Origin of the sequence: Micromonospora terminaliae (genome assembly GCF_009671205.1) — a bacterium.
Taxonomy (GTDB): domain Bacteria; phylum Actinomycetota; class Actinomycetes; order Mycobacteriales; family Micromonosporaceae; genus Micromonospora; species Micromonospora terminaliae.
Map to the genome: position 1 here is coordinate 2,290,878 of NZ_CP045309.1, position 24,598 is coordinate 2,315,475.

The 24,598-nt window shown below is 72.5% G+C and carries 20 protein-coding genes and 1 pseudogene; 15 read left to right on the forward strand and 6 right to left on the reverse strand.

Translation table 11 applies throughout. The annotated features are described in order from the left end of the window. The first annotated feature begins 158 nt into the window (after positions 1 to 158). The gene (locus GCE86_RS10035) at positions 159 to 545 is read left to right on the forward strand and encodes an MmcQ/YjbR family DNA-binding protein (protein ID WP_154226694.1); all 387 of its coding nucleotides are present in this window, start codon (positions 159 to 161) and stop codon (positions 543 to 545) included. A gap of 26 nt (positions 546 to 571) precedes the next feature. Here GCE86_RS10035 and GCE86_RS10040 read toward each other — a convergent pair whose 3' ends face one another. Then, positions 572 to 1,327: a PIG-L deacetylase family protein gene (locus tag GCE86_RS10040; RefSeq protein WP_244317252.1), complete on the reverse strand. Its 756-nt coding sequence runs from the start codon at positions 1,325 to 1,327 to the stop codon at positions 572 to 574. An 85-nt stretch (positions 1,328 to 1,412) separates the two neighbouring features. Between GCE86_RS10040 and GCE86_RS10045 the strand changes: the two genes are divergently transcribed. From GCE86_RS10045 to GCE86_RS10085, 9 genes are all read left to right on the forward strand, one after another. Beyond that, the gene (locus GCE86_RS10045; RefSeq protein ID WP_244317253.1) at positions 1,413 to 2,327 is read left to right on the forward strand and encodes an alpha/beta hydrolase; all 915 of its coding nucleotides are present in this window, start codon (positions 1,413 to 1,415) and stop codon (positions 2,325 to 2,327) included. Further along, positions 2,324 to 2,947, forward strand: coding sequence for a dihydrofolate reductase family protein (locus GCE86_RS10050; protein WP_154226696.1), 624 nt, complete (start codon positions 2,324 to 2,326; stop codon positions 2,945 to 2,947). Before GCE86_RS10045 ends, GCE86_RS10050 begins: the two co-directional genes overlap by 4 nt. 167 nt (positions 2,948 to 3,114) lie before the next feature. Further along, on the forward strand, positions 3,115 to 4,698 hold the full coding sequence (gene aceB, locus GCE86_RS10055; protein ID WP_154226697.1) for a malate synthase A: 1,584 nt from the start codon (positions 3,115 to 3,117) through the stop codon (positions 4,696 to 4,698). 30 nt (positions 4,699 to 4,728) lie between these two features. Beyond that, entirely contained in the window at positions 4,729 to 6,201 is a 1,473-nt protein-coding gene (locus tag GCE86_RS10060) for an FAD-linked oxidase C-terminal domain-containing protein (protein WP_154226698.1), read from the forward strand. After that, the gene (locus tag GCE86_RS10065; protein WP_154226699.1) at positions 6,201 to 7,448 is read left to right on the forward strand and encodes an FAD-binding oxidoreductase; all 1,248 of its coding nucleotides are present in this window, start codon (positions 6,201 to 6,203) and stop codon (positions 7,446 to 7,448) included. The genes GCE86_RS10060 and GCE86_RS10065 overlap by 1 nt, the downstream gene beginning before the upstream one ends. Beyond that, on the forward strand, positions 7,448 to 8,869 hold the full coding sequence (locus GCE86_RS10070) for a (Fe-S)-binding protein (RefSeq protein ID WP_154226700.1): 1,422 nt from the start codon (positions 7,448 to 7,450) through the stop codon (positions 8,867 to 8,869). Before GCE86_RS10065 ends, GCE86_RS10070 begins: the two co-directional genes overlap by 1 nt. Positions 8,870 to 8,927: 58 nt before the next feature. After that, positions 8,928 to 10,811 carry an L-lactate permease gene (locus tag GCE86_RS10075; protein WP_154226701.1) on the forward strand — a complete coding sequence of 628 codons (1,884 nt, stop codon included), beginning with the start codon at positions 8,928 to 8,930 and terminating at the stop codon, positions 10,809 to 10,811. Between the two features lie 187 nt (positions 10,812 to 10,998). Next, on the forward strand, positions 10,999 to 12,168 hold the full coding sequence (locus tag GCE86_RS10080) for an MFS transporter (protein WP_163636749.1): 1,170 nt from the start codon (positions 10,999 to 11,001) through the stop codon (positions 12,166 to 12,168). A gap of 128 nt (positions 12,169 to 12,296) precedes the next feature. Next, positions 12,297 to 13,625 (forward strand): radical SAM protein, encoded by a 1,329-nt coding sequence (locus GCE86_RS10085; protein WP_154226703.1) that lies wholly within the window; start codon positions 12,297 to 12,299, stop codon positions 13,623 to 13,625. A gap of 72 nt (positions 13,626 to 13,697) precedes the next feature. On the opposite strand, the gene GCE86_RS10090 is transcribed toward GCE86_RS10085, so the two are convergent. Continuing rightward, a complete protein-coding gene (locus tag GCE86_RS10090; protein WP_154226704.1) occupies positions 13,698 to 14,807 on the reverse strand; it encodes an ROK family transcriptional regulator in 1,110 nt (369 codons plus the stop codon). A gap of 89 nt (positions 14,808 to 14,896) precedes the next feature. On the opposite strand from GCE86_RS10090, the gene GCE86_RS10095 reads away from it, so the two are divergent. The 5 genes from GCE86_RS10095 (at position 14,897) to GCE86_RS10115 (ending at position 20,784) form a co-directional block, all read left to right on the forward strand. After that, positions 14,897 to 16,171, forward strand: a complete 1,275-nt coding sequence (locus GCE86_RS10095) for a YbiU family protein (protein ID WP_244317254.1) — start codon at positions 14,897 to 14,899, stop codon at positions 16,169 to 16,171. A gap of 3 nt (positions 16,172 to 16,174) precedes the next feature. Further along, entirely contained in the window at positions 16,175 to 16,375 is a 201-nt protein-coding gene (locus GCE86_RS10100) for a hypothetical protein (protein ID WP_154226706.1), read from the forward strand. Positions 16,376 to 16,413: 38 nt separating this feature from the next. Then, positions 16,414 to 16,653, forward strand: a complete 240-nt coding sequence (locus tag GCE86_RS10105; protein ID WP_154226707.1) for a hypothetical protein — start codon at positions 16,414 to 16,416, stop codon at positions 16,651 to 16,653. Positions 16,654 to 16,790: 137 nt separating this feature from the next. Further along, positions 16,791 to 17,720, forward strand: a complete 930-nt coding sequence (locus GCE86_RS31610; protein ID WP_204342155.1) for a GNAT family N-acetyltransferase — start codon at positions 16,791 to 16,793, stop codon at positions 17,718 to 17,720. A gap of 115 nt (positions 17,721 to 17,835) precedes the next feature. Beyond that, complete coding sequence (locus GCE86_RS10115) at positions 17,836 to 20,784, forward strand: M4 family metallopeptidase (protein WP_154226708.1); 2,949 nt, start codon at positions 17,836 to 17,838, stop codon at positions 20,782 to 20,784. Positions 20,785 to 20,865: 81 nt separating this feature from the next. On the opposite strand, the gene GCE86_RS10120 is transcribed toward GCE86_RS10115, so the two are convergent. The 4 genes and pseudogenes from GCE86_RS10120 to GCE86_RS10135 form a co-directional block, all read right to left on the reverse strand. Next, positions 20,866 to 21,882, reverse strand: coding sequence for a helix-turn-helix transcriptional regulator (locus GCE86_RS10120; protein WP_154226709.1), 1,017 nt, complete (start codon positions 21,880 to 21,882; stop codon positions 20,866 to 20,868). A 174-nt stretch (positions 21,883 to 22,056) separates the two neighbouring features. Continuing rightward, positions 22,057 to 22,380, reverse strand: coding sequence for a VOC family protein (locus tag GCE86_RS10125; protein ID WP_239542753.1), 324 nt, complete (start codon positions 22,378 to 22,380; stop codon positions 22,057 to 22,059). Between the two features lie 252 nt (positions 22,381 to 22,632). Beyond that, positions 22,633 to 23,049 (reverse strand): annotated as a pseudogene (locus tag GCE86_RS10130) (GNAT family N-acetyltransferase); the annotation flags it as partial. A 677-nt stretch (positions 23,050 to 23,726) separates the two neighbouring features. After that, complete coding sequence (locus GCE86_RS10135; protein WP_154226710.1) at positions 23,727 to 24,389, reverse strand: Type 1 glutamine amidotransferase-like domain-containing protein; 663 nt, start codon at positions 24,387 to 24,389, stop codon at positions 23,727 to 23,729. Positions 24,390 to 24,598 lie beyond the last annotated feature (209 nt).

Genomic DNA, 24,598 nt, shown 5'->3' on the forward strand with positions numbered 1-24,598 from the left:
GGTCGACGGCGTACCCGCGCTGTTCGTCGTCGCGGCAGACGGGCCGGGATGGCTCGACGCTCCCGGCGGCTCGCCTCGCGGTCGGGTCCTGTGCGGCCGGCGGCGGCGCGGCGGCTAGGCTTCCCGGATGCAGGAGGCGGTGTCCGGAAGCGACCTCGATGGCTGACGCGGACGACGTCCGTCACCTCGCGCTGGCGCTGCCTCACGTGGTCGAGATCGACAGTGACGGCTTCGACTTCCGGGTCGGCGGCAAGGGATTCGTCTGGTCCTACCCCGAGCGCAGACCCGGCTCGCCGCGCCGCATCCGGACCGACATCGCGGTGCTGTACGTGGGCGACGAGGCGGAGAAGCAGGCGTTGCTCCTCGGCGAGCCGGAGGTCTTCTTCACGACGCCCGCGTACGACGGCCTGCCCCTGGTCATGCTGCGCCTGACACAGGTGAGCGCCGACCGGTTGACGGAGCTCGTCACCGACGCGTGGCGCATGCGTGCCCCCGACTCGCTCGTCGGTGACCTCGATGACGGCGACGGCCACCCGTCCACCTGAGCGCGGAGGGCCCGGTCGGGCAGGGCTCAGAGCCAGGGTGGTGGGCCCTCGAAGGCGAGAGCGTAAACGTCGAACAGGACCGCCGCCTCCACGCCCAGCGCCGGCCCGCCCTGACGGGCCGCCCAGGTCAGGAACGGCCCGGGCTCCGGTCCGGCCACTCCCAGGCCCTGGGTGTATTCCGCGTGCGCGGCCAGCGAGGCGATGCCGCGCCGCAACGGTTCACCGGTGACGTCCACGCCGTGCGTGGGACGCTCGGCGCCGCCGAAGCAGACGTAGCGCACCCCGCCCCAGGGCGGCAGCCCCTCGTCCACCAGCTCCGGGAAGATCCACCGGTTGCCGGCGTCGCGGGCGGCGTCCAGCGTGGCCAGTCCCACCGCCCGGTGGTCGGCCTGGTTCGTCATACCGCCCACCATGCGGACGGTGAACGCGCCCGAGACGATCACCTCGGGCCGGTGGCGGCGGATCGCCCGCACGATGTCGCGGCGCAGGTCCGGCCCGTACTCGACGACGCCGTCGCGGTGGTCGAGGAACTCCACGACGTGTACGCCGACCTCCCGGGCCCCGGCGCGCTCCTCCTCCTCGCGCAGCGGCCCGGCCTGGTCCGGGTGCATACCGTCGATCCCCGCCTCGCCCCGGGTGGCCAACAGATAGGTGACCTGCTTGCCCTGAGCGGTCCAGCGGGCGATCGCCGAGGCCGCACCGTACTCGATGTCGTCCGGGTGTGCGACCACCGCGAGGCAGCGGTCCCAGTCCTCCGGCAGCGCCGGCAGCAACTCGTCCACGGTCCCGACCGTAACGGCCCGGTCACCCGTCCGGTACCGCCGTGTCGGCGACACCGACCTCCGCCGGGCCGGTGATACTGACCGGGTGGACCCCAACCGGCTCCACCCGCAGGCGCGGGCGGCCATGCGAGTCCAGCAGCGCGTCCCGCTCACCCGGGCCAACCTGCCGGCCGCACGGCTCAGCATGGTCCAGGCGACGCCCGCCGAGGTGGGCACCGGGCCGGCGATCCGGTCCGTGACGACCGTCGACGCCGGTGGCGTGCCCGCCCGCCTCTACCGCGACGGCGACGACGACGCGAAGCCGGTGGTCCTCTACGCGCACGGCGGCGGCTGGGTGATGGGCGGTGTGGACACCCACGACGGGCTCTGCCGGCACCTGGCGGCCGAGTCCGGCTGGGCCGTGCTGTCCGTGGACTACCGGCTCGCGCCCGAGCATCCGTACCCGGCGCCGGTGGACGACATGGTGCGCGCGCTCACCTGGCTGCGCGGGCCCGAGGCGCCCCGGCACGGCCTCGACCCACACCGGACAGCGGTGGCCGGTGACTCCTCGGGAGGGCACCTGGCGGCGGTGACCGCCCGGCGTGCCCGGGACGCCGGAATCCGGCTGGCGGGACAGCTCCTCGTCTGCCCGGTCATCGACCCCACGGCGGACTACCCGGCGCTGGACGAGTACGGCCTGGACCGGGAGGAGATGCGCTTCTTCTGGGACGCGTTCGCCCCACCCGGCGTGGACCGTACGCAGCCGGATCTGAACCCCCTGCGGGCCGACCTCAGCGGCCTGCCGCCCGCCGTGGTCGTCACCGCCGAGTTCGACCTGCTGTCCGCCGAGGGGGAGCGGTACGCCGCCGGACTGCTGGCCGCGGGCGTTCCCGTCACCGCGACCCGCTACCAGGGGCTCATCCACAACTTCCCGCGGAAGCTGGCCCTGTTCGACGCCGCCCACGTCGCCCTGGCGCAGCTGGCCGCCGCGCTGCACCGCTGGTCCGAGGAGGAACCATGAGCACCACCGAACGGCACGGCCCCGTGAAGGCCGGCATCACCGTGTCACTGGACGGCTACGTCACCGGACCCGACGATCACGCGGGCCAGGGCCTCGGCATCGGCGGCGAGCGGCTCCACTACTGGGTGATGGGCGGGCCGTGGACCTACGACACGGAACGCGAACCCGGCGCCGGCATGACCGACGCGGACCGTGCCTACTTCGACGCGCTGCTCGACGGGACGAGCGCCGGCCTGTGCGGCCGGGGCATGTACGACAGCGCCGGCGCCTGGGGCGGCCGGAACCCGTTCGGCGGCACCATGGTCGTGCTCACCCACCGCACCGCGGACCAGCCCGACCCGAGCACCGGCTTCCTCATGGTCGACGGGTTCGAGGAAGCCCTCGCGGCGGCCCGCCGCGCGGCCGGGGGCGGCGGCGTCGCCATCGGCGGGGGCGCCGACGTCATCCGGCAGGCGCTCACGGCGGGAGTGGTCGACGAACTCGGCATCACCACCGCCCCGGTCGTCCTCGGCCGGGGGAAGCGGCTGTTCGAGGGCTTCGACCGCGACATCGATCTCGAGATCCTCTCGGTCCACCAGTCGCCGTACGCCGTCCATGTGCGGTACGCCGTCGTGCGGTGAGCCCGACTCGACCGTTCGCCGTTCGTCAGGCACCGCTCGCCGCAGTGGACCGACCGTTCCCGGCCACTGGGCCGTCGCTCAACTCGCGGCCATGACCAGCGAGAACTACAGTCGGCTGGAGCACCCCCGGATAGATCGCGACACATATCACGGTGAGGAGCGAGTCGATGGCCAACCCTGCCGGCATCGAGGTCACCGGGCCCATGCACCCCCGGTACGACGAGATTCTCACCCCCGAGGCCTTGAGTTTCCTCGCCGACCTGCACCGCGCCTTCGACGCCCGCCGCCGCGAGCTGCTCGACCGGCGCAAGCGGCGCGAGGCCGAGCTCGCCTCGGGCGCGCTGTTCGACTTCCTCCCCGAGACCCGGGAGATCCGCGAGTCCGACTGGCGGGTCGCCGACCCCGCGCCGGGCCTGGTCGACCGCCGGGTGGAGATCACCGGCCCGACGGACGCCAAGATGACCATCAACGCGCTCAACTCCGGTGCGAAGGTGTGGCTGGCCGACCACGAGGACGCCAACACCCCGCTCTGGGAGAACGTCATCGCCGGCCAGCTCAACCTGCGCGACGCGATCGACCGCAAGCTCGACTTCACCTCACCGGACGGCAAGCAGTACGCCCTGCACGACGGTGAGCTGGCCACCATCGTGGTCCGGCCGCGCGGCTGGCACCTCACCGAGAAGCACATCCTGGTCGACGGCGAGCGCACCTCCGGCAGCCTGGTCGACTTCGGCCTCTACTTCTTCCACTGCGCCCGCCGGCAGCTCGACCGCGGCGCCGGGCCCTACTTCTACCTGCCCAAGATGGAGAGCCACCTCGAGGCGCGCCTGTGGAACGACGTCTTCCTGCTCGCCCAGGAGCGCCTCGGCATCCCGCGCGGCACCATCCGGGCCACCGTGCTGATCGAGACGTTCCCGGCCGCGTTCGAGATGGACGAGATCCTCTACGAACTGCGCGAGCACTCCGCCGGGCTGAACGCCGGCCGGTGGGACTACATGTTCAGCGTGATCAAGAAGTTCCGCACCCGGGGCGCCGACTTCCTGCTGCCCGACCGGAACTCGGTGACCTTGACGGTGCCGTTCATGCGCGCGTACACCGAACTGCTGGTGCGGACCTGCCACCGGCGCGGGGCCCACGCCATCGGCGGGATGGCCGCGTTCATCCCCAGCCGCCGTGACCCCCAGGTCAACGAGACGGCGCTGGCGAAGGTCCGCGACGACAAGACGCGGGAGGCGGGCGACGGGTTCGACGGCTCCTGGGTCGCCCACCCCGACCTGGTGCCGATCTGCCGGGAGGTCTTCGACCGGGTCCTCGGTGACCGGCCCAACCAGCTCGACCGCACCCGCGACGAGGTCCGGGTGACCGCCGCCGAGCTGCTCGACGTCCGGTCCACCCCGGGGCAGCACACCGAGGCCGGGCTGCGTAACGCGGTCAGCGTCGGCGTGCAGTACCTGGCCACCTGGCTGCGCGGCTCCGGCGCGGTGGCCATCTACAACCTCATGGAGGACGCGGCCACCGCGGAGATCTCCCGCAGCCAGGTGTGGCAGTGGCTGCACAACGACGTCAGCCTCGACGACACCGGCGAGCGCGTCACCCGGGAACTGGTCGAACGGATCGCCGACGAGGAGATCGGGAAACTGCCCGGCGCACCCGGCGACTACGCCGAAGCCCGCGCGCTGTTCATGGAGGTCGCCGTCGCCGATGACTTCGCCGACTTCCTGACCGTGCCCGCGTACGAACGGATGCCCTGACCGACGACCGACGCGACGGTGGAGGTGGCGATGAGCACGACCACGACGGACCTCGACGCTCTCGCCGCCGCCCTGCGGGCCGCCATCGGCGCCGACCGGGTGATCACCGATCGGCAGGAGCTGCGCACCTACGAGTGCGACGGGCTGGCCCAGTACAAGGTGATCCCCGCGCTGGTCGCGCTCCCCGCCGACGCGGAACAGTGCGCCGCCGTCGTGCGGGCCTGCGTCGCCGCGGGTACGCCGTTCGTGGCCCGCGGCTCCGGCACCGGGCTCTCCGGCGGCGCCCTGCCCCGCGCCGACGGCGTCCTCGTGGTCACCTCGCAGATGCGCGACATCCTGGAGATCGCGCCGGACGACGAGCGGGCGGTGGTGCAGCCCGGCGTCATCAACCTGGCGGTCACCCGCGCGGCCACCCCACACGGCTACTACTACGCGCCGGACCCGTCCAGCCAGCAGATCTGCTCCATCGGAGGCAACGTCGCCGAGAACTCGGGCGGCGCGCACTGCCTGAAGTACGGCTTCACCACCAACCACGTCCTCGGCGTCGAGCTGGTCACCCCGGACGGCGACCGGGTACGCCTCGGCGGCCGCGCCCCCGACGCCCCCGGCTACGACCTGCTCGGCGCGTTCGTCGGCTCCGAGGGCACCCTCGGCATCGCCACCGAGGTGACCGTCCGCCTGACCCGGCTGCCCGAGTCGGTGCGTACCCTGCTCGCCGCCTTCTCCACGACCGACCAGGCCGGCGCGGCGACCTCGGCGATCATCGCGGCCGGAGTGGTGCCCGCGGCCGTGGAGATGATGGACGCCCTGGCCATCGAGGCGGCCGAGGCGGCCGTGCACTGTGGCTACCCGCCCGGCGCCGGGGCGGTGCTGATCGTCGAGCTGGACGGACCGGAACCGGAGGTCGCCGCCCAGTTCGCGCAGGTGGAGAGCCTGTGCCGGGACAACCGGGCGTTCGAGATCCGGATCGCCGCCGACGACGCCGAACGGGCGCTGTTCTGGAAGGGCCGCAAGTCCGCGTTCGCCGCCGTCGGACGGATCAGCCCGGACTACATCGTCCAGGACGGGGTGATCCCGCGCACCGCCCTGCCGGAGGTGCTGCGCCGCATCGGCGAGCTCTCCGCCGAACGCGGCATCCGGGTGGCGAACGTCTTCCACGCCGGCGACGGCAACCTGCACCCGCTGGTCCTCTTCGACGCCGCCGTCGACGGCGAGACCGTCCGCGCCGAGGAGGTCTCCGGCGCGATCCTCGACCTCTGCATCACCCACGGCGGCTCGATCACCGGGGAGCACGGCGTGGGCATGGACAAGGCGAAGTACATGCCCCGCATGTTCACCGACGACGACCTGGACACCATGCAGCTGCTGCGCTGCGCGTTCGACCCCGACGGGCTGGCAAACCCCGGCAAGGTCTTCCCGACACCCCGCCTCTGCGGTGAGGTGCCGGGCCGGCGCAAGGGGGCCCACCCGGCGCAGGAGGCCGGCCTGGCGGAGGTGTTCTGATGCCCGCCGACCGCACCCTCGACCAGCTCCGCGCCGCCGCCGAGGTCGTCCGTACCGCCGGCGAGCACGACACCATCGACGGGGTGCCGGCCCGCTACGTCGCCGCGCCCCGCGACACCGGCCAGGCCGCCGCCCTGCTGCGGGCGGCAGCCGCCCTCGACCTGGCCGTCACGTTCCGCGGCGGCGGCACCAAGCAGGACTGGGGGAGCCCACCCCGTCGGCTCGACCTGATCCTCGACACCACCGCCCTGACCGGGCTGGTCGAGCACGCCGCCGGCGACCTCATCACCGTGGTCCGGGCCGGCACGCGCCTCGACGAGCTGCCGGCCACCCTGGCCGGCGCCGGGCAGCAGCTCGCCCTCGACGCACCGCTGCCCGGCGGCACCGTCGGCGGCGCCGTCGCCACCAACACCAGCGGTCCCCGCCGGATGCTCTACGGCACGGTCCGCGACCTGCTCATCGGGGTCACCCTGGTCCGCGCCGACGGGGTGGTGGCCCACGCCGGCGGCAAGGTGGTCAAGAACGTCGCCGGCTACGACCTCGGCAAGCTGGTCACCGGCGCGTACGGCACGCTGGGGCTGATCACCGAGTGCGCGTTCCGGCTGCACCCGCTGCCCGCAGCCGCCGCATACGTCTCCCGCGCCGTCGACGACCCGGCCGAGGCCGGCCGCCTGGCCGCAGCGGTACGGGCGGCCCAGCTCGTACCCACCGCGCTGGAGGTGGACGCCCCGGCCGGCGGGCCGGCGACCGTCACCGTGCTGCTGGAGGGCACCCCGGCCGGGGTGACCGCCCGGGCCGCCGCGGCCCGCCGGCTGCTCGGCGCCGACGCCACCGCCGCCGACCAGCCACCCGACGGCTGGGCACGCTACCCGTGGCGGGACGGGGACGTCGGCCTCAAGCTGACCGCCGCGCTGTCCGGCGTACCCCGGCTGCTGAGCGACGCCCGCGCGGCGGCCGACCGGCACGACCTGCCCCTGGCGCTGCGCGGCTCGGCCGGCGTCGGTGTCCTTTACGCCGGCCTGCCCGGCGCATCCGACCCGGAGCGGGTCGCCGCCCTGGTGGACGCGCTCCGCGCGGCGACCGCCGCCCTCGGCGGGCACACGGTGGTGCTCACCGCGCCCGCGCCCGTGCGGGACCGGGTCGAGCTGTGGGGACCGGTCCACGGCCTGGAGCTGATGCGCCGGGTCAAGCAGCGCTTCGATCCGGACGCCCGGCTGGCGCCCGGCCGATTCGTGGGAGGGATCTGATGAGCATCCCCCAGCAGCCCGGCCCGACCCCGGTCACCTCACCCGGCGGCAGCCGGCCGGCCAGCGGCCCCCGCGACGTGCTCGGCGCGGCCGCCCAGCCGCCCGGCGCCGGCGCCTTCGACGAGCACCACCCGCCGCCCGCCGAGCTGGTCGGCGACTGCGTGCACTGCGGCTTCTGCCTGCCCACCTGCCCGACCTACGTGCTCTGGGGCGAGGAGATGGACTCGCCGCGCGGGCGGATCTACCTCATGAAGCAGGGCCTCGAGGGCGAGCCGCTCACCGACTCCATGGTCACCCACTACGACCGCTGTCTCGGCTGCATGTCCTGCGTGACCGCCTGCCCCTCCGGCGTCCAGTACGACCGCCTCATCGAGGCCACCCGCCAGCAGGTCGAACGCCGGCACCGCCGCAATCCCCGGGAACGGGCGCTGCGGGCGGCGATCTTCGCGCTCTTCCCGTACCGGAGGCGGCTGCGGCTGCTGCGCGGGCCGCTGCGGGCGTACCAGGCCACCGGCCTGCCCCGGCTGGTCCGCCGCAGCGGCCTGCTGCGCCGGCTGGCACCCACCCTGGCGACGGTGGAGTCCCTCGCACCCCGGCTCGGCCGGGCCGCCCGCCCGCCCCAGCGGGTGCCCGCCGCCGGCGCCCGGCGGGCCGTGGTCGGCATGCTCACCGGCTGCGTGCAGGGCGCCTTCTTCCCCGAGGTCAACGCCGCCACCGCCCGGGTGCTCGCCGCCGAGGGCTGCGAGGTGGTGATCCTGCCCGACCGGCAGGGCTGCTGCGGAGCGCTGAGCGTGCACAACGGACGGGAGGAGGAGGCACGCCGCTTCGCCCGCCGGATCCTGGACACCTTCGCCGCCGCCGGCATCGACTACTTCGTGGTCAACGCGGCCGGCTGCGGCTCCACCCTCAAGGAGTACGGCGACCTGCTGCGCGACGACCCCCGGTACGCGGCGCTCGCCGCCGACTTCGCCGGCCGGGTCCGCGACCTCTCCGAGGTCCTGGTCGAGCTCGGCCCGGTCGCCACCCGCCACCCGCTACCGGTGACGGTCGCCTACCACGACGCCTGCCACCTGGCCCACGCCCAGGGCGTCCGCGCGCAGCCCCGCCGGCTGCTGCACGACATCCCCGGGCTGCAGCTGCGGGAGATCGCCGACCCGGAGATCTGCTGCGGCTCGGCGGGCATCTGGAACATCCTGCACCCCGGGCCGGCCGCCGAACTCGGCGACCGCAAGGCCCGCACCGTACTGGCCACCGGGGCGGCGCTGCTCGTCACCGCCAACCCCGGCTGCCTCATGCAGGTCGCCGCCTCGGTGACCCGCGCCGGCGGCGACATCGCGCTGGCACACACCGCCCAGGTCCTCGACGCCTCGATCCGCGGACGAGGTGCCGAGGAGTTGCTGCACCAGCGAGCCCCGTCCTGACGGCGGGATCCACCGTCACCGCTGACCCCCGTCCCCCCACACAGCGTCGAGGTGACCCATGTTCGACCAGTTCACCGTCGTCACCGAACCCGTCGGTGACTCCGTCGCGCTCTCGGCCATCTTCGCGGTCCTGCCCCTGCTCACCCTCTTCGTCCTGCTCGGCGTCCTGAAGGTCAAGGCCTGGCTGGCCGGCGTGATCTCCCTCGCGGTCGCCCTGATCGTGGCCGTCGCCGTCTATGCCATGCCGATCGGGCAGGCCGTGCTCTCCGCCACCGAGGGCGCCGCCTTCGGCTTCTTCCCCATCCTCTGGATCGTCATCAACGCGATCTGGGTCTACAACCTCACCGTCGAGAGCGGACACTTCGACGTGCTGCGCCGCTCCTTCGAACGGGTCAGCCCGGACATGCGCATCCAGGCGATCATCATCGCGTTCTGCTTCGGTGCGCTGCTGGAGGCCCTCGCGGGCTTCGGCACGCCGGTGGCGATCACCGTGGTGATGCTGATGGCGCTCGGGTTCCGCCCCATCCACGCCGCCTCGGTGTCGCTGCTGGCCAACACCGCCCCGGTGGCCTTCGGCGCGCTCGCCACCCCCATCGTCACGCTGGCCAGCGTCAGCAGCGGCGCAAACCCCGACCCCCGGCTCACCGTCGACACCCTCGGCGCGATGGTCGGCCGGCAGACCCCGATCCTCGCCGTGGTCGTACCGCTGATGCTGGTGGCCCTGGTCGACGGGCGGCGCGGCATCCGCCAGACCTGGCCGGCCGCGCTGGTCGCCGGGGTGAGCTTCGGCCTGGCGCAGTTCGTCGCGGCGAACTACATCTCCGTGCCGCTGACCGACATCGTCGCCGCGCTGGTCTCGGCCGCCGCCGTGGTGCTGCTGGTCCGCGTCTGGCACCCGGTCACCCCCGCCGACCTCGGCCGCGAGCCGGAGGCCGCCGCCGTGCCGGCCGCCCGCGGGGCAGCCGACGCCGAGCTGGCCGGCCCCGGCACGGTCCGCGCCGCCGCGGGCGCCCGCGCCGACACGACCAGCACCGCCGCGCCCGGACTGGGCGGTTCCGGTGGGCAGACCCCGCCGGGTGATCCGCGCATCGACGAGACCGCTCCCGTCGGCCGGCACCGCGGCGACGACGACCCGGAGCCGCGGCCCACCGATCAGGTACGCGCCGCCACGGCGGGCGGCCGGCGGATCGCGGACACCCCGGCCGAGGTCGCCCGGGCGTACGCGCCCTACCTGATCATCATCGCGATCTTCTCCATCGCCAACCTCGGCCCCGTGAAGACAGCCCTGGCGAAGGAACCCTGGACGGTGAAGTTCGCCTGGCCGGGGCTGGACATCCTGGGCGGCAACGGCAAGCCCCTGTCCTCGGTGACGTTCACCCTCAACTGGCTGCCCGCGGCGGGCACCCTGATGATCCTCGCCGGCATCCTGACCGCGCTCGTGCTGCGGGTCTCGGCGGGCCGGGCGCTGCGCGCGTACGGCCGCACGTACGCCGAGCTGCGCTACGCGATCGTTACGGTGATGGCGGTGCTCGCCCTGGCGTACGTGATGAACCAGTCCGGCCAGACCAACACCCTCGGCGCGTTCCTCGCCGCGGCCGGCGGGGCGTTCGTCTTCCTGTCGGCGATCCTCGGCTGGATCGGCGTCGCGGTGACCGGCTCGGACACCTCCGCCAACGCGCTCTTCGGCGCGTTGCAGGTGCAGACGGCGGCCCGGGCCGGGCTGGACCCGCTGCTGCTGGCCGCGGCCAACTCGTCCGGGGGAGTGCTCGGCAAGATGATCAGCCCGCAGAACCTGGCGATCGCCGCCGGCGCGGTCGGCATGGCCGGCCGGGAGGGGGAGATCTTCCGGAAGGTGTTCGGCTGGAGCCTCGTGCTGCTGCTGTTCATGTGCGTGCTGGTCGCGCTCCAGGCCTCCCCGGTCCTGAGCTGGATGGTGCCCTGACCGCAGGTCCGACCGCCCGGGCGCCACGGATCGCGTGGCGCCCGGGCTCGTGTCGCCGCGGATTCGCCGGCCCCGGGACCTGCTTCGCCCGCTGGCGGTCGCCCGGTCCTCCGGCAGGCTCGCGGGGACGACCGTCGCCGCTGGTTAATCGATGTCGCCGGAGACGTCCGACCGCTACGAAGATCCCGTGCCCTTCCTCGCGCTCTTCGCCGCCATCCTCCTGCTCGGCATCGCGGACTCGATGGTCAATTCCTACATCGTGCTCTTCGGCGCCGAGGTGGCGGGACTGACGCCGCTCCAGATCGGCGTGTGGGCCTCGGTGTTCGCGGTCGGTGGGATCACGATCAGCTGGTGGCTGGGACGGTTGTTCGACCGCCGGCCCGCGCGAACGTACGTGATCGGCGTGATCCTGGTGGGCTCGGCGGGTTATCTGCTGCTGCCGCGGGTGTCGAACTTCCCGGTGCTGCTCCTGATGGCGGCAACGGTGCTCGGGGCCCTGGGGGCGGCCTTTCCGCAGCTGTTCGCCCTGGCCCGCGCCGTGCTGGGCGAGGGTGCCGCCGGGCAGCGTTCCGCGCCGCTGCTGCGCTCGGCCTGGTCCCTGGCGTGGGCCGGCGGGCCGTTGCTCGGCGCGCTCGTGCTGTCCCGGGGCGGTTATCCATGGCTGATGTGGTCGGCTGCCGGGGTGTTCCTCGCTTCGGCGCTGACCGTCCTCGTCGTGCCGCGGCCCGGGCCGGTCGTGGCTGCGAGCTCGTCGCCGGGCGGTACCCCGGTCCTGCTCACCGCGAGCGTCACCCTGTTCTTCACCGCGATGTTCGCGGGCGGTGTGGCGCTGCCGTTGTTCGTCACGCGCGCCCTGCATCAGCAACCTGCGTCGGTCGGCGTGCTCTTCAGCGTGTGCGCCGCGGTCGAGGTGGTGGCCACGCTGGGGCTGGCCGTCGTCCCCGCCCGGTTCAGCCAGCGGGCGGTGATCCTCGGCGGCTTCGGCTTCCTCGTCTGCTATCACACCCTGACGGTCGTGTCTTCGGACCTGCTGATGCTCGTGATCAGCCAGGTCTTCCGTGGCGTGGGGATCGCGATCGTCGGGGCGGCCGGCATCCGCTACTTCCAGGACCTCCTCGCCCCGGCGACCGGTCGCGCCACCACGCTCTTCGCCAACGCGTCCACAGCCGGCCTCCTGGTGTCCGGAATCCTGACCGGCGTGGCAGTCGAGCACGTCGGCTACCGGACGACCCTGCTCCTCTGCGGGGTGGCGGCTGCGCTCGGCGGGGCGGCCTTCACCCTCGGTTCCGCCGGGCCGACAGCCGGCACGCGGGAACGGTGTGCAGCGGCGCCAGATCGCGTCGACCAGGCCCGGTGAGCGGCGGAGGTCACCCTCACGCGCGGCGTGGGAGCGGGTAGCGTCGGCGGAGCACAACGATGCTCGTGGCCGCCGGCCTGGTTGATGCTGTTTCGCGCCGGCGTGGTCACGACGGACCGGGGGAGCGCATGCAGACTCGCACGGATCTCATCGAGGACCTGATGGGGCGGTTCCCGCACATCCCGCGGGAGGCGGTCATCAAGGAGGACCTGCTGCGTGGCGGCATGGCCTTCGACGACTCGGCGCTGACCGACAACGAGAACGGCGACGTCAAACCGAAGTCGTACTTCATCTTCTCCTTCGACCATCGGACCTTGCCGGAGCTGGGCACCGCGGCTCTGCGCCGGCCACCGGAGGAGATCGTGCTCACCGGCGGCCCGTACGGGTTGCGGCGCACCGTCGTTTCGGTACGCGTCAATCCCGACTCGCCGTACCGGGTGAAGGACGACGGAAGCGGCGCCCTGCAGCTGTTCCTGGACGACCGGCCGATCGCGTACGTCGGTCTGCCACCGATGCCGGAGTACTACCGGCACCGCCTCGCCAACGGCAAGTCGGTCATGGAGGTCGCGCCGACGATCCAATGGGGCTACCTCGTTTACCTGACCGTGTTCCGGGTGTGCCAGTACTTCGGCGCCAAGGAGGAGTGCCAGTACTGCGACATCAACCACAACTGGCGCCAGCACAAGGCGGCCGGCCGGCCGTACACCGGGGTCAAGCCGATCGACGAGGTGCTGGAGGCGATGGAGATCATCGACCGGTACGACACGGCCGGGGCCTCGCGCGCGTACACCCTCACCGGCGGCAGCGTCACCTCGAAGGTCGACGGGCTGGCCGAGGCGGATTTCTACGGGCGCTACGCCAAGGCCATCGAGGAGCGGTTCCCGGGCCGGTGGATCGGCAAGGTCGTCGCCCAGGCGCTACCGAAGGACGATGTGCAGCGCTTCCACGACTACGGCATCCGCATCTACCACCCGAACTACGAGGTGTGGGACAAGCGGCTCTTCGAGCTCTACTGCCCTGGCAAGGAGCGGTACGTCGGACGCGAGGAGTGGCATCGCCGGATCCTCGACTCCGCCGACGTCTTCGGGCCGCGCAACGTGATCCCGAACTTCGTCGCCGGGGTCGAGATGGCCGCCCCGTACGGATTCGCGACGGTTGACGAGGCGATCGATTCGACCGCCGAGGGCCTCGAATATTTCATGTCCCGCGGTATCACCCCGCGGTTCACCACCTGGTGCCCGGAACCCACGACGCCGCTGGGCCGCACGAACCCGCACGGTGCCCCGCTGGAGTACCACATCCGCCTGCTGGAGGTCTACCGGGCGACGATGGAGGCAAACGGGCTGTCCAGCCCGCCGGGCTACGGCCCGCCCGGTGCGGGCAACGCGGTCTTCTCGGTCAGCTCCTTCATGGACAGCCTCCCGGCCGAGGAAAGCCCGGCAGCCACCCCGGCGTAGCCGTCCTCGGGGGGAGTGCTCGGCGGACCTACGGCACACGTGTCCGCGCAGGCACTCCTGCCCGTGGCGGCGTCAGCTGCTGGCGGTGACCGATGACCGCAGGCGCCGCAGAGCCTCGGCTCGCACCCCGGCCAGGACCGGTTCGCTGGTGACTGCGGCGGGCCGGACGGACACCTGTCGCGGCATCGGTGCGATCGCCGCGCGGATGCCGTCGATCAGCGCCGGACCCCAGGAGCCGCCGACGACGACCTCCTGTGGGTCGGCGAGCGCGACCACGGCGGCGACGACGCCGCTGACCGCCGTGCCGATGGTCTCGTGCGTGGCGGCCGAGCTGCCGAGCAGCCGCTCGGTGTCGATCGCCGTGGATCCGCCGAGGCGCAGACCCAGCTCCTCGAACAGCTCGATGAACCGGACCGCGCGGCCGCCCGGCCCGGCCGTCACCACATGGGCGATCTCACCGGCCAGGCCGGCGCGCCCGCGCCGGACCGCACCGTCGTTGACGATCGCGCATCCGAGCCCCTCGCCCAGATAGAGGTACGCGAAGTCGCGGAGTTGCTCCGCGCCGACACTGTCCCGCTCGGCCAGGGCCGCCCAGTTCACGTCGTTGTCGACCACGACCGGCCCGTCGGCGTACGGCGCGAGGACGTCCACCGGATCCAGCTCGCCGACCAGGAAGGGCGCGTCGGGCAGTTGCACGAGCCGGCCGGTGACACGGTCCACCGGGTCGGCCGCGCCGACGACGGCCAGGCGGGCCGGCTGCCCGGCGGCAGCGCCCGCCTCCGCGGCCGCGGACCGCACCGCCGACGAGACCTTGCTGGGCCGGGCGGGCCGGTCGATCGGGCGGACCGCTCGGGCCACGGTGTCGCCGTAGACGTCCACGCACTCCGCCACCACGCCCTCCGGGGCGATGGTTACCGCCAGCGCCACCCCCACGGTCGGCGCCAGCGCGTAGTACGAACCCACCCGGCCACGGCCGCGCCCGCCGGGCGTGCGTTCCCCGGTGTCGGCCACCAGTCCGAGTTCGGTCAGCCGGCGCACACTCTCCCCGGCGGTGGGCTTGGAGATGCCGATCTCGACGGCGAGTTCGGCCCGCGTGAGGCGGCGGTGTCGCATCAGTGCCCGCAGCACGTGCTCGTCGGTCAGCGACCGGACCAGATCCACTGACGGCTTGGCGGATTCCACGCCGCGATTCTAGTCAGGGCCCTTGCCTTGAAGCGAGGAGAGCGCCTACAGTCCTTCAAGTAAGCAAGGCTGACTTGAAAGGAGCCGCCGTGTCGCCGACTGCCGCGCTGCCGCACTGGGAGGAGACACCCACCGACCTGAAGGCCGCGACCCGCGAGATCAAAAAGGCACTGCGGGAGCGGATCGCCGCCTCCGGCCGGACCGTCGAGGAGGTCTTCTCGGTCGTCGAGCAGCGCGTCCAGGCCGCGGTCGACGACATCTCCGCGGCCCGCCGACGCGGCGAGACGATCTGGCCGGTCATCGAGTACGCCGACATCGCCGCCGGCACCGTCCCGGACGAGCAGGCCGCCCTGCTGCGGCGCCGCGGCTGCCTGGTCGTGCGTGGCCACTTCGACCGTGCTCAGGCCCAGGCCTGGGACCGGGACATCGTCGACTACGTCGAAAGCAACCACTTCTTCGAGAACTACCGCGGTCCCGGCGACGACTTCTTCGGCAGCGTGGGCTCCAAGCCCGAGATCTACCCGATCTACTGGTCGCCCGCACAGATGCAGGCCCGGCAGAGCGAGCGCATGGCCACCGTCCAGGCGTTCCTCAACGGCCAGTGGAAGCACGAGTCCGACGGCGTGCAGTGGTTCGACCCCCACCGCGACTCGCTCTACCCCGACCGCATCCGCCGCCGACCCGAGGGCGCCGACTCGGCCGGCCTCGGCACCCACCTCGACCCCGGCACCCTGGACCTGTGGATGACCCAGGCCTACCAGAGGGCGTTCCGGCACCTGTTCGACGGCAGCGTCGAGCAGTACGACCCGTGGGACGCGGCCTACCGCACCGCCGGACCGCAGTACCCCGGCTCGACCATGTGCTCGGCCTTCCGCACCTTCCAGGGGTGGACCGCCCTGTCCGACATGGACCACGACCAGGGCGTCCTGCACACCGTGCCGATTCCCGAGGCGATGGCCTACCTGATGCTGCGGCCGCTGCTGGACGACGTGCCCGACGACGACATGTGCGGGGTCACCGTCAACCAGGTCTTTCCCGCCGGCCACAAGTGGCATGCCCCGCTCATGGAGGCCCTCGCCGGCATCCCCGACGTCCGGGCCGGCGACTCCGTCTGGTGGCACTGCGACATGATCCACAGCGTGGCTCCCGTCGAGGACCAGAAGGGCTGGGGCAACGTCATGTACATCCCCGCCGCGCCCTGGTGCCCGCGCAACGAGCGGTACGCGGCGAACGTACGAGAGGCGTTCCTGACCGGGTCGAGCCCCAGCGACTTCCCGGCCGAGCACTACGAGCGCGACTGGCCCAACCGCTTCCGTCTCGAGGACCTCAACGAGATCGGCCGCCGCGGTCTCGGCCTCGATTGACCCGTGACCACGATCGGCGAGGAGCAGACCGTCGACAACTCCGACACGGTCACCCTGTGGCGGCCGACCGGGCAGGCCGAACTCGACCTCGTGGCGGCGTCGGGGTGGCGGGCATGGCCACCACGCCTGCCGGACCAGCCGATCTTCTACCCGGTGCTCAACCGCTGGTACGCCACGAAGATCGCTTCCGGCGCGGCTGGCTGAGCAGCGGAGCCTACGTCTGGCTCAATTCACCACGCGAGATGCGCGAACTGCACGACGCCTGGGACGGAGCCGCCGATACGCACCCGGGCATCGCGATCATCGGCGGTGACGGCTCCCGTGAGCTGCTCGTGCTCGACCTGCGCCGCGAGCCCGCGCCGGTGCTGCTGGTCGACATCACCAGCAGTGGATGGGACAGCGCGATCCGGCAGGCGGACGATGTCCGCCAGCTGATCGACCGCATCGAGGCGGGCACCTTCGAGTTCGACTTCGAGGACTAGCGGACCTGGGCGAGGCCTGATCGACCGCTCGCCAGGTCCGCGCACTCCCGGGTGTCGAGATCCTGACGGGCGGACGGTCAGAATGGCGTGTGATCCGTCGAGTCTCAGCAGCCGATGTCCGGCTCTTCGAACGCGCCATGGGCAGGTTCGGGGCGGTGCCGGGCGGCGGCCCGGCCTTCCTGCGCAGCCCGGGTGCGCTGGCCTTCGTGGCCGCCGACGGTGCAGAGATCGTCGGATGGTGCTGGGGCTACCGGCTGGTCCGGCCGGACACCTCCTCGATGCTCTACCTCCACCGCCTGGAGGTGGCGCCGGAGCACCGGCGGCGGGGGATCGGTGCGGCACTGCTGCGCGCGTTCATGTCGGCCGGCGTGCAGGCCGGCGCCAGCAGGATGTTCCTGACGGCGGGCGAGGCCAACGGCCCCGCCCGGGCGCTGTACGAGTCGTTGGGCGGTGGTCTGGCCGCGCAGGGTCCCACGGTCAGCTACTGGTTCCGGTTGACGCCGGAGGCAACGGCTCTCCGGGACACGGGAGCGGTTCACCGGCCCGACTGTCGAGCCTTGCTGGTCACCGGCGTCGCCGGGGTGGGGAAGTCGACCGTGGCGGACGCGGTCGGACGACTGCTGACCGGAGCCGGCCACGTCACGGCCGTCGTCGACACCGACCTGTTGGCGCAGTTCGGGCCGCCGCCGTCTCCCGGCGGACGAATGTACGACGAGCTCAAATACGCCAACCTGGCCTCGGTGTGGGCGAACTTCAGGGCTGCCGGGGCGCGGTTCGTCGTGGTGGCAGCCGTCGTCGACAGCATGGCGCAGCGGGAACGGTACGAGGAGAGCCTCACGGGCTGTGCCGTCACTGTGGTCGAGTTGATCGCTGACAGCGACACCGTTCGCGACCGGCTGCGGCGACGGGACACGGGAGCGAAGCTCGAACGGCACCTGGAGGCGCTGGCCCGGCAAGCGCCGGGCATGACCACCGTCGGGGACTTCCCGATCACGAACGACCGCACCCCCGCCGAGACCGCCGCAGAAGTTCTCGGCCGAGTGGGGTGGGTGGATGCTGGCTTCTGACTTGTGCAGCTGCGCAAAGTCGTTCTTGTGTCGGTGGTGACACCGCGGTGAGGGTGAGCGAATCCCGTGCCGCAAGGAGCCGGCCGGGCGCTGGAACACCTTGCAGGAGCAACAGATGCGCAGACTCAAGGCACCACCGGCCCTCGCCGTCCTGGCGACGGCCGCCCTCCTCGGAACCACCGCCCAGGCCGCGAACGCGGCGCCGACGGGCACGACGACGCCCGTGGAGGCGTCCGTCCCGGCCACCGTGGCGCCGGCTACCGACACCCCCGCGCTCGTGGACGACCTGGCCGACCCGGTCGACGCCACGATCGCACCGGACAAGGCCGCCAAGGCCCACCTCACCGGCCACAAGGACCGCTACCGGATCGCCGACCCGGCCGGCACGCTCACCACGGCGAGCGTCGACACGCAGGGCGCGCGGGAGACGGTCCGGCTGAACCAGAAGTACAAGGGCCTGCCCGTGTTCGGCGCCCAGTACGTGGTGCGGATGGAGAAGAAGGCCGGCAAGCGTGCGGTGACCGGCACGTCGGGCACCTACTTCACCGACCTCGACGTCGACACCAGCCGCACCCCGATGCCCGCGAACGTCGCGATCTCCCGAGCGGTCGAGGACGTGCGCAGGAGCCTGCACCCCGGTGCGGCCGTCGTGGCCGGCGCCCCGCGGCCGGGCACGACGCCCGACGCGGCCCACGCCGACCTCACCGGCACCGACCAGGGGCTCGTGGTCATGCCGACCGGCACCGGCGTGCTCGCGCGGCGGGTGCTCGTCAAGGGCAAGGACGTCGTCACGGGCCAGCCCGTGCTCCGCGACGTGTACGTGGGCGCGACGAACGGGGTGACGCTGCTCAGCGTCAGCCGGATCAAGCCGTTCGTCACCGCGCAGCAGGCCGCCGCCCTGGCCGCCGGCGGGACCGCCGTCGCGCCGCGGGCCGCCACGAAGGCGTCCCCGTCGGGCGACGGCACGACGCCGGTCGTCGGCGAGGGCAGGAGCCTGCACGGCGCCACGGTTGCGCTCCCGCTCGTCCGGGTCGACGACGCCGACTCCTACCTCATGATCGACCGGACCCACACCCTCCCGGACGGCCGCACGGTGCCGATCACGACCTGGGACGCGCGGGGCCGGGACTACTACGAGCTGCTCGACGGCCAGTTGCCCGAGGGCGTCGGGCCGTTCGCGTCGCCGTCGAGCACGCTCGGCGCGGACCTGACCGACGCCGGCGCCGTGGACGCGGCCTGGGACGCGGCGAAGGTGTTCGAGTGGTTCCAGGCGAAGCTCGGGCGCAACAGCCTGGACGACGACGGCATGGCGATCAACTCGATCGTCGGCATCACCTACGGCGGCTACCCGTTCGTGAACGCGTACTGGGACGGCACCCGCATGGTGTACGGCAGCGGCGACGACGAGTACCTGCCGCTGGCCGCCGACCCGGACGTCGTGGGCCACGAGATGACGCACGGTGTGGTGGAGAACTCCGCCAGCCTCGTCTACGCCGGCCAGCCGGGCGCGCTCAACGAGGCGATCGCCGACTACTTCGGCAACGCCATCGACCTCGACGCGGCGGGCACGCCGATGTCCGACCCCGAGGCGAGCCTGATCGGCGGCGACCTCTGCCGGACGCTGACGCCCACCCGGTGCGCCCTGCGCAACCTCGACGACGGCGCCACCACGGCCGACTTCCAGCACCTCATGGACACCCCGCAGATGGACGACGGCGGCGTGCACCTCAACTCGACGATCGTGTCCGGGGCGCTGTGGGACCTGCGTCAGGCGTTCGGCGGCCCGGTCGCCGACAAGATCGTCTACCGCGCGCTCACCGACTACCTCTCGCCCATGTCCGACTTCGTCGACGCCCGCGACGCGGTGCTCGCCTCCGCCAAGTCCTTCGGCCTGAGCAACAAGGACCTCAAGGTGGTGCAGGCGGCGTTCGACTCGCGCGGGATCACCGCGAAGTGGAAGGCGAACCTCTACGGCAAGAAGACCGACCTCCTGGTCGACCGGCTCAACACCGGGATGTACGTCGACATGACGGCGAGCATGGCCGGCGGCTGGTTCACCGTGCCGCGGTCGGACGCGAACCGCACCCAGCCGCCGTCGATCTGGGTGGGCCGCATCGACGGCAAGGTCGCGCCGTACCGGATCTCCCCGAACGACGGGAACCCGCACAGCTTCCCGCACACCGACGGCAAGCGGGTCGTGTGGCTGTCGATCGAGGCGGACCCCGACTCGCCGACGTGGGAGATCAACCGCATCCTGTCGGCGCCCGTCGGCGGCGGCGACGTCGAGGAGCTCTACCGCTCCCCGTACCGGATCGACGGCCTGGGCTTCGACGGCGACGTCGTGGCGTGGAGCCAGTACGACCCGGAGCAGGGATACCGAGACGTCGTGCGCTACCTGCAGGGCAGCTCGCGGACCGTCCACACCCTCGCGCACCCCGACTGGCTCGGCAACGCGACGGCGCCGAGCGTCCGGAACGGGAAGATCTCCTACGTCCGGTACGAGGACTACGCGCAGCCCAACCCCGACGGCACCTGGTGGTCGCTGGGCGTCGAGGTGTACGACATCGCGACGGGGAAGACGACCTTCGCCGGCGGTGACCCCGGCGCCGAGACGATGAGCTACCCCCAGGTGTCCGGCACCGGCGTCGCCTGGGTGATCAACCGGGACTACGGCAGGTACGTCGACGGGGAGTGGAGCAAGGGGACGTTCAACGACTCCGTGCGGCTCTTCGACTTCGCCACGGGCACCAGCCACCTGCTCTTCGAGGAGAACTCCCCGCAGGCGATCCGCGCCGACGTCCTCACGCTGTCCGACACGACCATCACGGTCACCGAGGAGGCCCCCGCGGACCTCTGGCTCGAGACCGGTGGCTACCCGGACAACGCGCTCAACCCGAAGCTCAAGCAGTACACCTTCGACGGGACGTACGTCGGCCCGGCATCCTGCAGCCCGGGCGCCCAGATGTTCGCGACCGCGGGCGCGGGACGCGAGGTGATCTACATGGACTCCGCGGCGGCCGGTTTCGGCCTGGCGTACGCGAAGGGAGCCAAGTCCTGCACGTGAGCCCCGGCTAGGCGGCACGACGACGCGCCGGGACCCCTCAGGGCGGTCCCGGCGCGGCGTCGGCTTCGGGACCTGCCCCGGTCACCTCCCCACCGACTCCTTGAGCCACCCCCGCTCCGCCGCCAGCAGCGCGATCTGGAACCGGGTCCGGGCGCCGAGCAGGGAACCCGCATCGCTGACGTGTTTCTGCACCGTACGGCGGCTCACCTTGAGCACACGGGCGATCGCCTCGTCCTTCATCCCGCTCGCCATCATGTGCAGGATCTCCCGGGTGCGCCGGTCCGGCCCCACGGTCGTCGGGCCGCCCTTCGGGGCCGACCCGTCGTGCCGGCTCGCCAGCGACACCGGCTCGGCGCGCTCCCACACGCTCTCGAACAGCGCCACCAGCGCCACCACCAGCGCGGGGGAGTGCACCACCAGGGAACCCGCCGCCGGGCGGTCCCCGCGTACCGGTAGGAGCGCCGCCGCCCGGTCGAACACCACCAGCTTCACCGGCAGCCCCGTCGCCAGCCGCAGTTCCCCGCCCTGACCCGTCCCGCGCAGCGCCGTCTTGAGCGACACCGCGTCGGTGAAGCCGTTCGTCTCGTACACCGACCGCAGCCGCACCCCGGGCGCCACTCCCGACTCCGCGCCGGACGCCTGCCCGGCCGTCACGTAGGGCGGCTTGGCCAGGTGCAGTATCTCGACCGAACTGCCCTTCAGCAGCTGGCCGTAGCGCGCCGGCACCTCGTCCTCGCGTTCCAGCACCTCCACGAGGTGCGCGGCGCGCGGCCCGGACACCGCCTCGTACACGTCGTGAAGCTGCTCCACGATGGCCTCGACGCGGGCGAGTTCGGCCCGCCGCCGGGCCAGCAGGGCGCTGAGCGACGACCGTGGAGGACCGGCGGCCCATCGCGGTGTCGTGTCGTCGATCCGCAGCGCCAGTGCGGAGTCGGCAAGGTGCCGCAGTGCCCGTTCCGCCTCCGCCGGGGACACCCCGACGGCCGCCGCCACCTCGGTGCCGTCCGCCGACGGCACGGTCACCAGGTGCTCCAACACCCGCCCGGCCAGTGGGTCCAGGCCGGTCACCGCCCACGGGCTGCCTGTACTTCCGTCCATCCGTTCTGACACTCCTGTGCTCTGAGCTCGTACCGCTCGGCGGACACCATCGGTGGTGGTCAGGCCGCCGGGGCGGCCTCGTAGTCGGCGGGACTGCGGTGGCCCAGGCTGCGGTGCAGCCGGTGCAAGTTCTACCAGGCCGCCGCCGATCCTGAGCATCCGCAAGGGCTGAGCTCAGGTCACGGGTGGCGCCCAGGTAGGGCGTCTGATCAGGCAGAACGGGTGGCCGGCCGGATCGGCGTACACGTGATCGCCGGGCAGCGGCCGCGCGCCCAGCGCGAGCACCGCCTCCGCTGCCGCGGCCTGGTCGTCGACCATCACGTCGAGGTGCATCTGCTGCGGCACCGCCGGCTCCGGCCACGTGGGCGGCGTCAGGTCGACGGCGCGCTGAAACGCCAGCCCGGACGCCGACGTGCTGGCCGACACGACGACGAAGTCCTCGTCCGCGTAGGTGATCGGGTCGCCGAGGACCGCGCTCCAGAAACGCGCCTCGACCATGGGATCGGGGCAGTCGACGATCAGGTGGTGGAGCCGACCGAGCGGCACAGCGGCCACCTCCTTCCTGGTCCGGCGCTCAGTATCGCCGGAACGGGCGGGCGCCGGCTCGGCCGAGGGCCGCCACTCCCGCCGGATCAGCCCGTAGACCCACGAGTCGGAGACCTCGCCGTTCACGACGCAGTCCTCCCGCAACGTGCCTTCACGCACGAACCCGAGCTTCTCCAGCACCCGGGCGGAGGCCACGTTGCGGGTGTCGGTCTCCGCCTGGACGCGATTCAGGTCCAGCGTGTCGAAAGCCCACCGCAGCACCGCGTGTGCGGCCTCCGTGGCGTAGCCGTGGCCCCACGCCGCCTCGTCGAAGCAGTAGCCCAGCGATGCGCTGCGGTAGTCCGGATTCCACCGGCTCAGGCTGCACCAGCCGATGAACGCCCTGTCGGCGTCGCGATCCACGGCCAGCCGCGCCCCGGTGCCCTCGTCCGCCATCTGCCGGCACGCCGCGATGAACCGTGCAGCGCGCCCGCGATCACTCCACGGCGGCGCGTCCCAGTAGCGCAGCACGCGGGCGTTGCTGTGCAGCGCGAGGAGGTCGTCGGCGTCCGCGTCGTCGAAGGGACGCAGCCGGAGGCGAGCGGTGTGCACCGTGGGGGTGGGCAGCGGCACGGGCGTCATGGTCCCTCCGGTGGTTGGTGGCCGCTCCACCAGACAACCGGCGCCGGCCACTCGCAACGGGTTTCTCGGCGGGCGGGTGCGTACACCCGGACGTGCTCGCTCCTCGGCACGTCCGGGTGTACGCACCCGGTGGTCACCTTCGCCGCCGGTATCGGGCCGGCCCCGACAGTGGTTCGCGTCCGGTCAGAAGCGACCGCGCGCGGACCGCCGCGTGCTGCAGCCCGGTACGAGGCCACCGGGCTTCTCGCCCCGGGTCAGGCCCGCGGCGGCGACTCATTGCCCGACGAACGAGAGCGGGGTACCGATCTTGGCGCGGCGCGGCGAGCCATTCCCCGCACGGGCCCCACTCCACCGCGACCCGGCTGCTCCGGGCGGGCGGCGGATCGAGAAGGAACGCGAGCAGGGGAGGGCGCGGGGGCCGACGGGTGGAGGACAGCACGTGGTGAGGACGCGTAGACATGAGCTCTCTCAGGACCTGACGGAAGACACGGGAAAAGAGCCGACGGCGACGTCGGCGACCGATGCGTGGAAGGTGTCAGGTCTAGAGAGCAGGCGGGGTCACGCGCGTGAAGTCCTCTGTGCGTGGGACGAGAAGGAGGTGCAGTTACACGGTAGGGAGGGACGGGCCGGGGAGGCCAGCCATTTCGCCCTGGTGCGGAGCGCTGAATGCCGGGCGGCTACGGCTCGAACCTCTTCCACTGCCCCTCGGAGACCACCTCGACCGAGCCGTCGACGACCGCGATGGCCGTCTGTTCGTCGATGGCGTAGGCCGGGACACCGATCTCGGCGGCCCACCGCTCGGCGTCGGCCAGGGTGTTCGTCGGGAAAAGGTCCAGGTGCGGGAAGATCGAGAAGTCGACGACTCCCAGGGTGCGGTCGTCCGGCGCGGACGGCCACTCGACGAAGTACGTGCCGATCCGGGGCGTCATCACCATGCTTCCGGCACTCACTCCCACCCAGACCGTGTCGGTCAGCGACGGCAGCAGGTCGGCCAGCCCGGACTGCCGCATCCAGTGGCACAGGTACGTGGCGTCGCCGCCGTCGACCAGGAGGACGTCGGCCTCCCGGACCCAGGGGACCCATCGCTCCGCGCCGATGGTGGGCAGTGCGGTGAGTTCGAGGACACCGAGCGACGCCCAACCCAGGCCGGACAGGTACCGGAACGTGGGCTCGGCGGCGACGAAACCCCGCACCGATTTCGGACCGCACATCGGGTGACCCCACTGTGCGGTGGGGATGCAGAGGGCGTGGCACTCGGCGATCGGCTTACCGAGGAGCTGCACGAGCGCCGAGTGGATGCGCGGGTTCGTGACGCCGCCTGACGTGAGCAACAGCTTCAAGGTGCCTCCAGATTCGCGCGCGGCGGGTGGATGTGCCTGAGCCCCGATTGCCCATCGATCCTCCACCGGTCCTACCCGCGCTGCACGTGCAACCGGCCGAGACACCCGGGATGCGCATGTCCCGGCGACCGCTCATCGGCACGTCCCGGGGTGGAACCGGTTGCGCCGCGGCGGGAGATTTCTTCGGGGCCACGTCGATCCGCGGGCCG

Coding starts and splice junctions, on each gene's coding strand:
- GCE86_RS10035 (WP_154226694.1), top strand. CDS start 159: ATGGCTGACGCGGACGACGTCCGTCACCTCGCGCTGGCGCTGCCTCAC.
- GCE86_RS10050 (WP_154226696.1), top strand. CDS start 2,324: ATGAGCACCACCGAACGGCACGGCCCCGTGAAGGCCGGCATCACCGTG.
- aceB (WP_154226697.1), top strand. CDS start 3,115: ATGGCCAACCCTGCCGGCATCGAGGTCACCGGGCCCATGCACCCCCGG.
- GCE86_RS10060 (WP_154226698.1), top strand. CDS start 4,729: ATGAGCACGACCACGACGGACCTCGACGCTCTCGCCGCCGCCCTGCGG.
- GCE86_RS10065 (WP_154226699.1), top strand. CDS start 6,201: ATGCCCGCCGACCGCACCCTCGACCAGCTCCGCGCCGCCGCCGAGGTC.
- GCE86_RS10070 (WP_154226700.1), top strand. CDS start 7,448: ATGAGCATCCCCCAGCAGCCCGGCCCGACCCCGGTCACCTCACCCGGC.
- GCE86_RS10075 (WP_154226701.1), top strand. CDS start 8,928: ATGTTCGACCAGTTCACCGTCGTCACCGAACCCGTCGGTGACTCCGTC.
- GCE86_RS10085 (WP_154226703.1), top strand. CDS start 12,297: ATGCAGACTCGCACGGATCTCATCGAGGACCTGATGGGGCGGTTCCCG.
- GCE86_RS10105 (WP_154226707.1), top strand. CDS start 16,414: ATGCGCGAACTGCACGACGCCTGGGACGGAGCCGCCGATACGCACCCG.
- GCE86_RS31610 (WP_204342155.1), top strand. CDS start 16,791: ATGGGCAGGTTCGGGGCGGTGCCGGGCGGCGGCCCGGCCTTCCTGCGC.
- GCE86_RS10115 (WP_154226708.1), top strand. CDS start 17,836: ATGCGCAGACTCAAGGCACCACCGGCCCTCGCCGTCCTGGCGACGGCC.
- GCE86_RS10120 (WP_154226709.1), bottom strand. CDS start 21,882: ATGGACGGAAGTACAGGCAGCCCGTGGGCGGTGACCGGCCTGGACCCA.
- GCE86_RS10125 (WP_239542753.1), bottom strand. CDS start 22,380: ATGGTCGAGGCGCGTTTCTGGAGCGCGGTCCTCGGCGACCCGATCACC.